This is a genomic window from Victivallis vadensis (genome assembly GCF_003096415.1).
GTDB classification, from domain to species: Bacteria; Verrucomicrobiota; Lentisphaeria; order Victivallales; family Victivallaceae; genus Victivallis; species Victivallis vadensis.
On sequence record NZ_QEKH01000010.1, the window covers coordinates 28,551 to 41,612 of the forward strand.

13 protein-coding genes are annotated in these 13,062 nt (G+C 56.6%); 2 read left to right on the forward strand and 11 right to left on the reverse strand.

Features of this window, described 5'->3' with window-relative positions:
- Positions 1-29: 29 nt before the first annotated feature.
- From C8D82_RS07380 to C8D82_RS07430, 11 genes are all read right to left on the reverse strand, one after another.
- Entirely contained in the window at positions 30-1,739 is a 1,710-nt protein-coding gene (locus C8D82_RS07380) for a right-handed parallel beta-helix repeat-containing protein (RefSeq protein WP_165832907.1), read from the reverse strand.
- Between the two features lie 19 nt (positions 1,740-1,758).
- Entirely contained in the window at positions 1,759-2,532 is a 774-nt protein-coding gene (locus C8D82_RS07385) for a DUF1559 family PulG-like putative transporter (RefSeq protein WP_116883635.1), read from the reverse strand.
- 167 nt (positions 2,533-2,699) lie between these two features.
- Positions 2,700-2,948, reverse strand: coding sequence for a hypothetical protein (locus C8D82_RS07390; RefSeq protein WP_116883636.1), 249 nt, complete (start codon positions 2,946-2,948; stop codon positions 2,700-2,702).
- A gap of 14 nt (positions 2,949-2,962) precedes the next feature.
- Positions 2,963-4,417 (reverse strand): metallophosphoesterase, encoded by a 1,455-nt coding sequence (locus C8D82_RS07395; RefSeq protein ID WP_116883637.1) that lies wholly within the window; start codon positions 4,415-4,417, stop codon positions 2,963-2,965.
- Positions 4,414-4,770, reverse strand: coding sequence for a hotdog domain-containing protein (locus C8D82_RS07400; RefSeq protein WP_116883638.1), 357 nt, complete (start codon positions 4,768-4,770; stop codon positions 4,414-4,416). The genes C8D82_RS07395 and C8D82_RS07400 overlap by 4 nt, the downstream gene beginning before the upstream one ends.
- Before the next feature lie 355 nt (positions 4,771-5,125).
- Positions 5,126-5,731, reverse strand: a complete 606-nt coding sequence (locus C8D82_RS07405; RefSeq protein ID WP_133245103.1) for a hypothetical protein — start codon at positions 5,729-5,731, stop codon at positions 5,126-5,128.
- A 160-nt stretch (positions 5,732-5,891) separates the two neighbouring features.
- Positions 5,892-7,085, reverse strand: a complete 1,194-nt coding sequence (locus C8D82_RS07410; protein WP_243402512.1) for an aminotransferase class I/II-fold pyridoxal phosphate-dependent enzyme — start codon at positions 7,083-7,085, stop codon at positions 5,892-5,894.
- Positions 7,051-7,533: an Lrp/AsnC family transcriptional regulator gene (locus tag C8D82_RS07415; RefSeq protein ID WP_116883640.1), complete on the reverse strand. Its 483-nt coding sequence runs from the start codon at positions 7,531-7,533 to the stop codon at positions 7,051-7,053. Before C8D82_RS07415 ends, C8D82_RS07410 begins: the two co-directional genes overlap by 35 nt.
- A gap of 61 nt (positions 7,534-7,594) precedes the next feature.
- A complete protein-coding gene (locus C8D82_RS07420) occupies positions 7,595-8,515 on the reverse strand; it encodes a phosphatidate cytidylyltransferase (protein ID WP_116883641.1) in 921 nt (306 codons plus the stop codon).
- A 498-nt stretch (positions 8,516-9,013) separates the two neighbouring features.
- On the reverse strand, positions 9,014-9,712 hold the full coding sequence (locus C8D82_RS07425) for an isoprenyl transferase (RefSeq protein WP_243402513.1): 699 nt from the start codon (positions 9,710-9,712) through the stop codon (positions 9,014-9,016).
- A 5-nt stretch (positions 9,713-9,717) separates the two neighbouring features.
- A complete protein-coding gene (locus tag C8D82_RS07430) occupies positions 9,718-10,362 on the reverse strand; it encodes a D-sedoheptulose-7-phosphate isomerase (RefSeq protein ID WP_116883739.1) in 645 nt (214 codons plus the stop codon).
- A 432-nt stretch (positions 10,363-10,794) separates the two neighbouring features.
- Here C8D82_RS07430 and dnaN point away from each other — a divergent pair, with 432 nt between their 5' ends.
- Together dnaN and recF are read left to right on the forward strand one after the other, a co-directional pair.
- Entirely contained in the window at positions 10,795-11,889 is a 1,095-nt protein-coding gene (gene dnaN / locus C8D82_RS07435; RefSeq protein WP_116883642.1) for a DNA polymerase III subunit beta, read from the forward strand.
- Positions 11,890-11,904: 15 nt separating this feature from the next.
- Positions 11,905-12,966: a DNA replication/repair protein RecF gene (gene recF, locus C8D82_RS07440; protein WP_116883643.1), complete on the forward strand. Its 1,062-nt coding sequence runs from the start codon at positions 11,905-11,907 to the stop codon at positions 12,964-12,966.
- The last annotated feature ends 96 nt before the right edge of the window (positions 12,967-13,062 follow it).

A 13,062-nucleotide genomic window follows, 5' to 3' on the forward strand; every position in this document is an offset into this window, starting at 1 on the left:
GATCATTGTATACCATACCGGCGGAACCGTCATTTTTCAAGGAGTCCGACCGCCTTTCCGGCGTCGTTCCGGAGCCTCCGGCCGCCGACTGCGCCGAAGGTGTTGCCGTCAAGCGTGACCTTGCCCCGGACATTGCCCAGAATCCGCACGCCGTCGCCGGTGGTGCTCTGAATGCGGTTGTTCCGGCACACCAGTTCGATTTCCGATTTGCCGCCCTGCAGCTTCACTGCGTCGTTCAGTCCGTTCCGGATGGTGTTGTTTTCAATCACCGCGCCGGCGATCGGAGCTCCGGGAGAGTGAACCCAGATCGAACCGAACTTCTGGTTCCAGTTCACGCCGCCGCAATCGACGATCCGGTTGCCGCGGACGGTCACCCCGTCGAACGGCCACGCACTGTGTCCGGTCGAAACCTGAATGCCCGCCACCGGCTGCGCCCCCCGGACGAGGTTGTTTTCGGCTGCAATATTCACTCCGCCGTACAACCCGATCCCGTTGCCCCACCAGTTCGACTCGGAGGTGTTGCGGCGAAACAGGATGTCGCTGTTGCTCCCGACGAGTCCTCCGCCCTTGTCGGTATTGGAAAACGCGGCGAAGGAGTCGTCGCCGTTGCCGCGCGCATGGCAGTTTTCGATCAGTACCCGGTGAGAATTGTTGTTGACGTTGATCCCGTCGGCCTTGTTGTTGCGGAACCGGCAGTTGCGGATCACTCCATCCCGGCAGTTCCCGATCCAGATGCCGACGCCGCACCGCTCAATCCAGAGATTCCGCAACTCAAAGTTCTCGCCGGAACCGACCACGCCGCGCTGGAACGGCTTTCCGCGCCGCCGGCTGAAACCGATCACGTGCAGGTCGCTGACCCTGATATTCCTGCCCGCCAGCCGGAAACCGAGGTTGCCGTTCCACGGCCCCTTGTCGGAAGGCAGCACATGGGTCATCAGCGTGGAGTGCCACATGCCCGCGCCGCACACCGTGACGTTGTCCAATTCGAGGATGCCGTCCTGCCGGAACACGCCGCGCGGAATGTAGACTTTTTTCCCCTGTTTTTTCGCTTCCGCCACACACTTGCGCAACGCGGCGGTATCATCGGCGCCGTCGTCGGCCGTCGCGCCGAATTCAGTGACCGGCAGCGCATCCGGCGGGCAGGGCAACGGCGGCGGAACAAGTTCAAAATCGACCAGATCGATCACATAAAAAGGCGCATCGTCACCGGCGCTTTTCCGCAGCGTCAACACTGTTCCGGCCGGAAATTCCCGGTCCAGCAGCAGCCGCGCCTCATCGAAGAAATTGCGTGCGAAACCGCCCGGCTTCTGCGCAACCGCCGGATCTTCCAGCAGTCCGCCGTCGGAATCGGCATACAGCCAGGTATACCGGGAGTGAAGCGGAAGTTTCGCCGCCGGTCCGCCGTCGGCCAGCACGCTCAACGTCGCATCGATCCCGCCGCCCTGCGGCGCATCCGGGATGCAGCAGCGCACCACGATTGAATTGAACGGTTTTTCGGCTTTGAATGAGATCCGGTCGCCCTCCCGTTCCAGCCGGACCGCCCGGCGGGTCACCGCTTCCGCGGCGATATCACCGCGTTTTACCGATTGGAGCAGCGTGCCGGTGTATTCGGCATCCGCCGCAAAACAGGTGATGAAAGGCACGTCGGCCCCGGCCGCACCGGATGCCGCAGATGTATCCGCGCTTTGCACACAACAACTCAACAGCAGCGCAACCCCCGCAGTCAGGTACTGTTTCATTTTGCTTTCTCTCTCCCTGTTATTCAGCCAGTTCATATCTCTGATCATCCTTGTTGCAGCGGCCGTACCGGAAAACTCCATACTTCTGCCGGCCGCTCTCCACATGCCCGTCATACATCAGCACATTGGCCTGCAGCTTGTGAACGAGGCCGAGCGTGTCGAACGCCGCCTTGTAAAACTGCGAATACCCCTTTTCGCCGATATAATACCAGCTGTCGAACGTAGTCACGAACCGTGACGGAGAAACCGACTTTCCATCGGTCGTATCGTCGGTCCGGGCCGTCGAAGCCGCTTCGATGTCCACCGCCGTAAAACGGTTTCCGGAATTTTTCCAATAGCAGTTGAAATTTTTTGAGGTGTTGTCTTTGGTCCGGGCGCCCCGCTTTGCATAGCTCCAGTTCTCATGCTGAAAGAAGAACGGAGAACTGGCGGGACAGACCGCGATCCACGCATGTCCTTTCTTTTTCGTATTATATTTCGGCAGATAACCGAGATTCGCCATGCTGATCGCCCACCTTGCCTGATTCAAAGCTCCCGGAAACGACGGCGAAGCGGCCGCCTGCAGTCCCGGCCCGTACAGAAATTCATCGTAGTCGGAAATGTACTGAAAATCGGCCAGACCGATCTGCTTCAGATTTCCCGAACACTGCACCGCCCTCGCCCGGTCCCGCGCCGAATTCAACGCCGGCAGCAGCAGCGATGCGAGAATTGCAATGATCGCTATCACGATGAGCAGCTCAATAAGCGTGAAATTACACGGCAATGATCTCCGGCCGACCTGTTTTTCTTCCATACCGCCTCTGTGCATCCGATCCTCCAAAATAAGAACCAAAATATTTTTTCAAAAATTGGATTACACATATATTATGACAAAAAGTATCCCTGATGTCAAGTCCTGCGGAAAAGATATTCGTTTTTTTACCGGCTGCGGGCAGAATTGCGAATCTGCCGGGCGGACGCCTATTTGCCGGAAGCCTCACGAACGATTTCGGCAAATTCCTGCGGAGAAAGCTCGGAAAGATGCTTGCCTTTGCGCGCCAGCTTCTCATTGACCTTGATCGCCGTTTCCGTCATCCGTTCATGCGTCTCCTCGGAGCCGCCGACCAGATAGAAATTGTCTCCTTTGGTCACCCGTTTGTGACCGTCCTGATTATCCAGGCCAACGCCCAGCATCAGGCCGTCCGGAGATGGTTTCGGGGTATTCTCCATTATACTCCTTTACTTCAGGGTTTGACCAGGATATCCGCGAAATCGCCGTTGTAACCGATCTTTCGCAACAGCCAGATATGCGGCTGCAGGAAGCCGAAGTTCGCGAGATTATGCGAATCCGTCCCGAAGCTCAGCTTCAAGCCTGCTTCAATCGCCCGGCGGGTGAATTCGGGATTCGCGGAATTCTGGTGAAAGTTGACTTCCGCCGCCATATTGTATTGTTTCAGCACTGCGATAATCCGGTCGAACCACGGTTCTTCATCGAAACCGCGCGCCGCCAGAATCCGGGTCGGATGCGCGAGCACGTTGATTCCCGCTTTGCCGTGGGCTTCGATCAGAGAGAGCAACTGCAATCCGCTCTCTTCCGCACTCAACCCCTGATCGATATAGTGGGTCGCCCCGATCTTGAACGGCAGCGATTTCAGAATTTCCGGTTCCAGAACCGGCTCTCCCGCGCGGGAAACATCCACTTCAAAACTGACCCGGAATCGCGGGTCGGCCGTCGTCACATACTGTCGGAACAGCTTCATGCGCGGTTGAACCGCGGGCGAATCGAGTCCCTCATCGAACCAGCGGTGTCCCCAGAAATCCCGGTTGGTGTAATACAACTGGCCGGAGTGTTCGGTAATCACCGCACCGGTCAGGTTCAACTGATCCATCAGGTCCGCCTCGATTCCGATGTCCATATTTTCACTGCAATAGGCGAACGGCGTATGGGTGTGGCAGTCGAACCACTCAAAACCGCCGGGCAGCCGGAACGATTCCACTTCAGTACGGACCGTGCCGTCGTCGCCCAGCTCGACCATCGCATAGCGGAACGGACTTTCACACAGCGCCGGAACCGTCACATACGTACATTTACCATCGCTGAACTGCGGAACTCCCCGGTGACAGTGGGCGCCGACCGACAGCACACAGCCGGTCTCGTGCATCTTGCGGATCACCGCGTCATGATTCACATAGTTGTAAGGACAGTCAGCACCGGACGGCAGCACCGGAACATGCTGGAATGCCACCAGATTTCCCGAAAAATTCCGACGCGCCCGATCGAAACGTTCCAGCTCCTGCGGCAGGCGTTCGGAATTGTAGCCGGGACGCTCCGGATCAGCCCAAAACGGAAGAATCCGGGCGTTTCCGATTTCCAGATAATCGGGCGGCTGCGGAAATACCTGATAGAACATTTCCGGCGCCGGATCGTGATTGCCGGGCAGAACCAGCACCGGAACCGGAATTTTTTTCAACAGTTCCGCAATCTCCTGCAACCTCCCGAATGCCGCATGGTCACATGCTCCGGCCGGATCGATCAGATCGCCTCCGATCAGCACCGCGTCCGGCCAGCCTGTAATCATCAGCATCTTCACAAAGCGGTGCAGAAAAAAGTACGCGTACTCACCTTTGCGCTCCGGATGTTTCCAATTCGCCGTTTTCTGATAGTGCAAATCGGCGGCGACAGCAAGTTTCAGGCTCATTTTTCCACTCTTTCCAGTAATTTTTTGCAGCCGTGTTCATCGACCGCCACAAAAGTGCATTCCGCCCGGACTGCGACCTCATTTCCAACCCGTCCGGTCAGTTCAAAAGTCACACTGCTGCGCCCAAACCGAGATTCTCCACCAGAAAAATCGATGATCTCTCCCGCCCGGACCGGTCTTGAAAGCACAATCTCCCCGAACCGGTATCCGACCATATGCGGTTCACCGGTGCATTTCATGGCATGGATCGCAGCATGTTCCGCAACGAAATCAAGCATCCGGCCGCCGTAAAGCACACCGCCGAGGCTCAGGTCGAGCGTCTTTACCAGCCTGCTGCCAAGATGAGTTTCCATCGTCGTTCTGTCTCCGCAATTCTTTTGCGGTTTAATATACTATATCTCCGCAATTCCTGCAACCCGGCATTCCCTGCAAACAGGGGGATTTCAGAGTAGTTGATTTTGGCTGAAATAAAAAATAAAAAAATATCGATGTTTTTATATCGAATGGGTTGAAATTTCCGTTTTTCCTCTTATATTATATGGCAACGCAAGATGATAGAGGTTGATGTAAAAAAAATTGTAATTTCCGGTTTCAAGCCGGTTTAATATATTTCCCTGTTCCCTTTTCCCTTCTCCCGGCCGGGTGCCTCCCTGTACCCGGCCACTTTTTTGTCCGGATTCCGGTATGAAATGAATAGCGTGGCGCAGATCAATAAGGGCGGGTATAGCACGCCCCGTTGCCGGCGGCGCCGTAACTGACCCACATCAGTTCGCGTGGATTCGCGCGCAGGAAAAGGTCGCCGTTTCCCTGAATCGACGGATCGGCTTCATTTCCGGCCGCCTGCCAGCCGCGTGACCGCAGGAAATCGGAGGTGTTGCGCAACAGTTGCTCCGGGGAATTTCCGCTGTTTTCAAAGGAGCCGTAAACTGCTTTGCGTCCGGGAAACTCCACAACCTGAACGGCCTTCGCCCCAACCGGCAGCGGCGGCAGCGATGCGGGCCATTCCCCCGGCCCCGGCAGCTTCAATGGAGAAGTGATGCAGAACATCGTCAGCGGTTTCCCGTCTCCCGAATTCACGATCAGCCACCGTTCCACTTGTTTTTCACCGGTTTTGTAAGCGACCCGGATGGTATCGCCGGCGGCGCGAAGCTCTTTCGGATCAAAGTTCCCCTTCAAAAAAAGAATCAGGTTGTCGAACGTCGAATCGATGCGCCGGACTTCCAGTTTCAGGCGCACCCCGTTCACGATCATCGGTTCGATAAGCAGTATTTCCCGGTCGATTCCTGGAATCGAATCCACTTTGGAACTCAACACCGATCCGCCGCCGGAATACGGCCACAGGGTAAATACTTCCGCGCGAACGGCAAAAAAGAAGAGGAACATTATGAAGACGAATATGCTTTTTCGCATCATAATCATTCCTTTACAATGAAAACGTTTCCTGATCGCCAACTCCCGGCAATGCTTTATGCTTTTACCTTTTAAGTGTCGCGAGAAAATGCTCCATGCGGTTTACCGCTTCGATGATATCCTCGGCGCTTGCCGCGTAGCAGCACCGCACGAATCCTTCGCCGCACGCGCCGAACGCCGAGCCCGGCACGACCGCCACTTTTTCAGCTTTCAACAACTCTTCCGCAAACTCTGTCGAACTCAATCCCGTCGACCTGATCGACGGAAATGCGTAAAACGCCCCTTTCGGCATCAGGCACTCCAGCCCGATCCGGTTGAAGCCGTTGACCATCAGGTCGCGGCGTTCATGATAGCTGTCCCGCATCTGCTGCATCGACTTCGTGCCGTTGCGCAACGCTTCCAGCGCCGCTTCCTGCGCCATCGTCGACGCGCACATGATCGAATACTGGTGAACCTTCATCATCGCGTCGATGATCTCCCGCGGCCCGCAGGCGTAACCCACCCGCCATCCGGTCATCGCGAACGCCTTCGAAAAACCGTGCAGGAAAATCGTCCGCTCCCGCATTCCCGGCAGCGACGCGATCGAAACATGTTCGCCTTCATACAGCAGTTCGGAGTAGATTTCGTCGGTCAGTACGATCAGGTCGTGTTCAACCGCAATCTCGGCGACCTTTTCCAGATTTTCGCGGGACATCACCGCGCCGGTCGGATTGCACGGGAAATTCAGCAGCAGCGCCCGGCTTTTCGGCGTGATCTTACGAAGCAGAATCTCCGGGTCGAGTGCAAAACCGTCCTTCGCATAAGTTTCGACCACCACGGGCACGCCGTGCGCCATGCGGATTTCAGCCGGATACGACACAAAACACGGCTCAGTGTAAATCACTTCATCGCCCGGATTCACCAGTGCGCGCATCGCGATATCCAGCGCCTCGCTGACGCCGATGGTGACGATGCACTCGTTTTTCGGATCGTATTTGACGTGGTAATTCTCCTCCACATAGCGGCAGATTTCCCGGCGCAGCGCCGGAGTGCCGAGGTTGGAGGTGTAGCTGGTATGCCCTTTTTCCAGCGAAAAAATCCCGGTTTCCCGGATGGTCCACGGCGTGGTGAAATCGGGTTCCCCGACGCCGAGGCTGATCACATCGTCCATCGTATTGACCAGATCGAAAAAGCGGCGGATGCCGCTCTTGGGCAGACTTTGGATATGGTCGGCAACCAACGGCCTACGGACACACTTTGAGTCGTTCATATTCTTCATCACTTTGCATAATCCTGCCGGATTCTTTGTATTTCTTCAGCATAAACGAGGTAGAAGTCGAGAGCACGCCCTCGATCGTCGAGAGCTTGGCCGAAACGAACGAGGCCACTTCCTGAAGCGAATTCCCCTCAATCGTCAACAACAGATCGAATCCCCCGGAGACCAGCGAAAGATCGATGACCTCCGGGTATCGCGCAATACGCCGCGCCACCTGGTCGAAACCGCCTTCGCGACTGGGTGTGACCTTCACCTCGATAATCGCCTTGACTTTGTTGTCTTCCAATTCCGATTCGTTCAGAATCGCGGTATAACCGCGAATCACGCCGCGTTTTTCCAAATCCGTAATCGCAGCCTCGACGGCCGCGGCATCCAGTCCGGCCCGCAAAGCGATTTCAGATGCGCTCATGCGCGCATTTTCGCTGAGCAGGTTCAAAATTTTCGATTCCATGATACGCTTCTCCGAAATAGTTGAAAACCTGTTCCGATTAATATAGACCCGTTTTAAATGATTACCAGCGCAACGCTCCGAGAACCCAGAAAATCACGCCGTTGTAAATAAAGCTGTCCATCACGTCAAAGACGCCGCCCATCCCCGGAATGATGTGCCCGGAATCCTTCACGTCGCAGGCCCGTTTCAACGCCGACTCCGTCAGATCCCCCGCCAGGCTGCCGATCGCCAGCAGGATTCCGGCGGCGACATACCACGAAAGCGAAGTGCCGAGATTCTGCATCGGGAGCCGGCAGAACGGCGCTTCCGCATAGATATGCCAGAAAATCAGGCTGACGCCGACGGACATCGCCATGCCGCCGATGGTTCCCTCCCACGATTTTTTCGGACTGACGGAAGGGCAGATTTTATGATTGCCGCCGGGCAGATAGCCGGAAAGCTTTCCGAAAATATACCCGCCGGTATCCATCGCCTTGGTCACCAGAATCAGGAACAGAAGCTGCCGGGCGCCGATGTTCAGCGGAACCGGCCCGACCGGCAGATTGCGGTTGAAGTAGACCAGTGCGACCAGAACCAGCGGAAATCCGGTCAAGATCAACACCCCGATGGAAGTCAGCACCTTTTCAATCGCCGCCTTGCGGTCTCTGCTGAAAAGCAATATCAGCCAGCCTCCGATTCCCGCAACCGCGATCGTTGCGGGCAGCACCGCCGCCATCACTTTCGCCGCCTCGGATTTTTCAAACAGAATCAGCACATTGAAGAGCATCAGCACGAAAAACAGCACGCCGCCGGCCATCGCCGCCAATCGCGGATAACTTTTCACGCCGAGCCTGCCGACCATTTCGCAGACTTCATACACCACTGCGGCAAATACCAGCGGCACGATCAGCGCATACAAATACGGTCCGCCTGCGGACCAGTAGATGATCGCCGCAAGCAGCGCGAGCAACAACGGAAAACTGATGGCGCGGTATTTAAGCACTTTTCTGAAATTCCTTTTTTAAAAAAATTCTATCAATAAACGATCCGTTACAACTCCGTCACTTTTCCGCCACTTTACTGTCTTGAGCGTAAAAACGGCAAAAATAACCCTGCGCCAGCACGTTATCGGTCGGGGCCGAACGTCGGCTTCGACGACCGGGTGAAAGCACCTTGGCCGTCGAACATTCTATCACAACCGGCGCCAAAAGCTCCCGCACCTGTCCGGGCCGCATCCGCAATAACTTGCCGATATCGCCGCCCCTCGCAGCGGCTCCGCGCTCCGAACCGGCTGTTTCAAATCCGCTTCGCTTATTTGCAACAACCACGCGCTCCGCCGGGTGGTACTGCTGCTCCGATTGCGGTCGGCACTTGCCGACCTTACATTTCGCCCGGTTCCGGACCCGCGCCTGCGCGGTCCTGCACCGGGCGACCAGCGTTCCGCCGCTGGACCGCGTCCGGCAACGTACCGGTGCGAAGTGCCGCTTTGCGGTTTTTATTTTTATTTGCGGCCTCCGAAGCGCCGATCCCTCTGCCCATACGCTTCCAGCGCTTCCCCAAACTCTTTTTTTCCGAAATCCGGCCACAGCGTATCCGTCACATACATTTCCGAATATGACAGTTCCCACAACAGAAAGTTACTCAGCCGCAGTTCACCGCTGGTGCGGATCAGCAGATCCGGGTCCGGAATGTCCGACGCGTACAGATAATTACGGAAACTCTCCTCCGTCACTTTCGGAAATCTGCCGCCTTTTTCCGTCATTTCCGCCGCCATTTTATTCACGGCATCCACAATTTCCGCGCGTCCCCCGTAATTCAACGCCAGATTCAAGGTGCCGCCGTTATTTTTTTCCGTCATTTCAATCGCATGCAGCAGCTTTTTGCGCGCCCCCGGAAACAGGTCCTCTGTCCGCCCGATCGTCCGAAGCCGGATTCCGTTCTTCATCAATTCCGGCAGTTTGTCGTCGATGAACTCCTCCAGCAATCCCATCAGCGCCGTCACTTCCGCAACCGGCCGTTTCCAGTTCTCGGTGCTGAATGCGTAAAGCGTCAGAAATTCGACGCCGTATTCCTGAGCCGCCTTCAGCACCTCCGTAACCTGCCGCGCCCCCTGCCGGTGCCCTTCCACCTTCGGCAGGCCGCGGCGCTCGGCCCAGCGGCCGTTTCCATCCATGATGATCGCGACATGCCGTACTTTCACGTTTTTCAAAGCGACACCCCGCCGAACATATTCTCCTCCACCGCCAGGCAGATCGCATGGTAAACCGGCAGATGCAGTTCCTGAATCCTGTAGGTCTCCGTCTCCGGCACCGCAATCACGATATCGGCGTACCGTTCGCACGCGCCATGCTTTGAACCGGTGAGCAGAATGGTTTTGATTTTTTTCAGCTTCGCCGCCATCATTGCGTAACGGACATTCACCGCGCCGCCGCCGGTGGAAATTCCGAGCAGGATATCTCCGGGCGTTCCCAGCGCGTAAAGCTGCTGCGCGAAAACCAGGTTCGGATCGACGTCATTGCAGAACGCGCTGGTAAAACCGGGATGGGAGAGCAGTGAAATCGCCCGCAACCCGCGCTGCAGCCGTTCCCCGAGCAGCACACCGTCCTCGCCGAACAGCTCCTCCAGCTTCGCCTGTTCGTGCTCCGGCAGTTCCCGGCGCAGCACGAATCCCTTCAGGAATTCGCCGCAGATATGGTCGCAGTCCGCCGCGCTGCCGCCGTTGCCGCAGGTGAAGAACGTGCCGTTGGAACGGAACAGGCCGGTCAGCTCCTCCACGGTTTTTTCGATCGCCGCCGAACAGCTTTCCAGAACCGGATACCGGTTCAAAAGTTTTTCAATTTGATTTTTCATAAGATTTGCAATTCCCCCTTCTCCGATATATCTTATTACAATAAAATAGTTGTCGAAGGGAGCTTTTTCAATCCCGTTTCCGCAAAAAACCAGGGTGGATTTCATCTCCGGTGCAGCGGTTGAAGGATTGACAATAAGCCGGTCAACAGGTTGTTAATAGATTGTGCAGCAATTGTGAACGGCGTTATAGCCAACATTGGTTCAACCGTTTATCAATAGAGTTGTCAACAGAGGAACGGCCCTGTAATCGGTTGCAAATTCGAGATTTGTGAGGTTATTAACAAAAAAGTCCGCCCTCTGCTGTTACTTATTTATATTTTAAAAATTAAGATATAAGTAGGAAAAAGAGGCGGCCCGGCCTGGCGGACGGGGCACTGCATTTTGATGGTTTATGTTCTGTAAAATGAATTGAGATATGGAGGATCAGAAACGATGAAATTTACGGTCAATCGGGAAAAACTGCAGAAAGCACTGCAGAGAGTGGGCAGCATCATCGGCTCGCGGTCGATGCTTCCCGTGCTGGGCAATGTGATGATTCAGGCGGAGGAAGGCGTTCTGACGCTGACCACGACCGACCTTGAAATCCGTATTTCGACGAAGGTGGATGCGGTGGTGGAGGAAGCCGGCGTGACCACCGCCCCGGCGCGCAAGCTCGCCTCGCTGGTCGGCTGCTTCGTCGGCACCGACGTCGTGTTCGAGGTCGACGACAAGGATCACATCAAAATCAAGTGCGGCACCAGCCATTTCACTTTGCTCGGACTGCCCGCCGCCGATTTCCCGGCCGCGGTCGAATTTGAAGCGCAGCGTGAAATCAAGATCAAGGAGAGCGACTTCAAGCGCATGATCGGTTCGATCTCCTATGCGGTCAGCGCGGACGATTCCCGGAAAGTGCTGACCGGCGTGCTGCTGAGCGCCCGTGAATCGACCGTCACGCTGGTGGCGACCGACGGCAAGCGCCTGGCGATGCAGGAAAAGACGCCGGAGGCGATCGAAGGCGGCGACGGCGATGCGATCATTCCGTTGAAGGCGGCTTCCGAAGCGCGCCGCCTGCTCGAAGGCGATGCGGTGATGACGATCCGGCTCGGCGACAAACAGTGCACCTTCGTCGCGGGCGGCTTTGAACTGACGACCAAGCTGATCGAGGGGACCTATCCGAACTACCGCCAGGTGGTGCCGGCTTCGTTCGCGCGGACGGTGGAAGTGCCGACTTCGGTGTTTCTGGCCAAGATCGAGACGGTTTCGCTGGTGCTGTCGGATTCGAGTTCCTACATCATCCTGCGTTTCGAGAACAACCAGTTGAATCTGCAGGCTTCCAGCGCGGAGGTCGGCGAGGGCAGCGACATGGTCGAAATCGCGTTTGAGGGTGAACCCTTTGAAGTGTCGTTCAACCCGGCTTATCTGGCCGATCCGCTCCGCAACGCGGATGCGGACAAGATCCGCATGAAGATCAACGACCCGCTGAACCCGGTCGCGATCGAGGGCAGCGAAGGCTTCCTGTACGTGATCATGCCGATCCGCAAGAAGTAAGCGCGTCCGAAACTTGTGGCTCTGATCGAACAACTGGAACTGGCGAATTTCCGCAGCTATGCGGCCGGCCGGTTCCGGTTTTCTTCTTCCCGGGTGGTGTTCACCGGCCCGAACGGGGCGGGAAAGACCAATCTTCTGGAAAGCATCTATTTCCTGAGCATCCTGCGTTCGTTCCGCACGGTTTCCGGCCGGGAGCTGGTGCGGATCGGCGAGCGCGGCTTTGAGTTGAAGGCGCGGGTTGACAAAGGTGCGTACCATGAGGAACTGCGCCTGGCGCAGACTCTGGCGGGGAAGCGGGAGACCTGGATCGGCGCGAACCGCATCCGCCGTTCCAGCGAGTTCATCCGGGAGTTCCGCGCGGTGGTGTTCGTGCCGGAGGACCGGAATATTTCCGGTGGAAGTTCATCGTTCCGCCGCCGTTTTTTCGATATGATGATTTCGACGCTGGACGGCGGTTATCTGACGGCGCTGAACAACTACTACCGGGCGCTGAGCCAGCGGAACCGGGCGTTGAAGCAGAAAGAGCAGGCGGCGGTGGCGGCGGCATTCGAGCCGGAGATGGCGGTGAATGCGCCGCTGATCGCGCGGCAGCGCCGGATTTATGCGAAGCTGATTGAGGAAGAGGTGAGCCGGATGCTGGCGGAGGACGGCAATCTGGAGTTCCGCATCGTATGCCGGACGGATTATCCGGAAAACGCGGCGGAGTACCGGGAGATGCTGGAGCGGAACCGCCCGAAAGAGCAACTGCGGTCCTGCACGCTGTCGGGGCCGCAACTGGACGAATTTGATTTTCTGCTGAACGGGAAGCTGCTGCGGTATTACGGATCGACGGGGCAGATCCGGATTATTTCGCTGCTGCTGAAACTGGCGGAGTTCAATCTGGTCAAACGGGCGGCGAAGGAGCCGGTGGCGGTGCTGGTGGATGACGTGACCGGTGAGCTGGATGAGTTGAACAAGGCGCGGTTTTTCCGGACGATTTCGGGGGCGGATCAACAGTTTTTTACGTTTACGGAATTGCCGGAGCTGGAGATTTTCCGCGACGCCGAAGAAATAAAAATAGAAAAAAATAAAAACTAAAAACCGCGAAGCGGCACTCCGCACCGGGCGAAATGTAAGGTCGGCAAGTGCCGACCGCAATTGGAGCAATACCGCCCGGCGGAGCCGCTGCGAGGG